At 54.2% G+C, this 277-nt stretch carries 1 pseudogene; it reads right to left on the bottom strand.

Annotation, left to right across the window (positions count from 1 at the left end):
* A pseudogene (locus SB751_RS29965) lies at positions 1-259 on the bottom strand (TonB-dependent receptor); the annotation flags it as partial.
* Between the last annotated feature and the right edge of the window lie 18 nt (positions 260-277).

Here is a 277-nt window from a genome sequence, read left to right as displayed (position 1 = left end):
CCTGCGGGTTGATTTTGTGCCACGAGTATTTCAGGCCCGGCATTACCGAAAGCGCGCCGATGGTGATGGTGTCGCTCAGCCACACATTCGTGTCATAGGTCCTGTTGTTGCCCTGTGGCTGCAAGGTGGGATGGTCCGCGCCGACCTGTTCAAACGGCCGGGAAAAATCCGTTATCGAGAAATTCACGCCGTAATTCAATGCCTGGGCGCCATAGTCCTTGGTGATTTCGCTTTGCAGGCCATAAGTCTTGGTGTTCATGTTGGAGAAGGTCGAAAC

It is taken from the genome of Cupriavidus sp. SIMBA_020, from assembly GCF_046535395.1.
Classification (GTDB): Bacteria; Pseudomonadota; Gammaproteobacteria; order Burkholderiales; family Burkholderiaceae; genus Cupriavidus; species Cupriavidus campinensis.
Note: the sequence above shows the minus strand (reverse complement) of the source record. Positions and strands in the feature narration are given on the sequence as shown.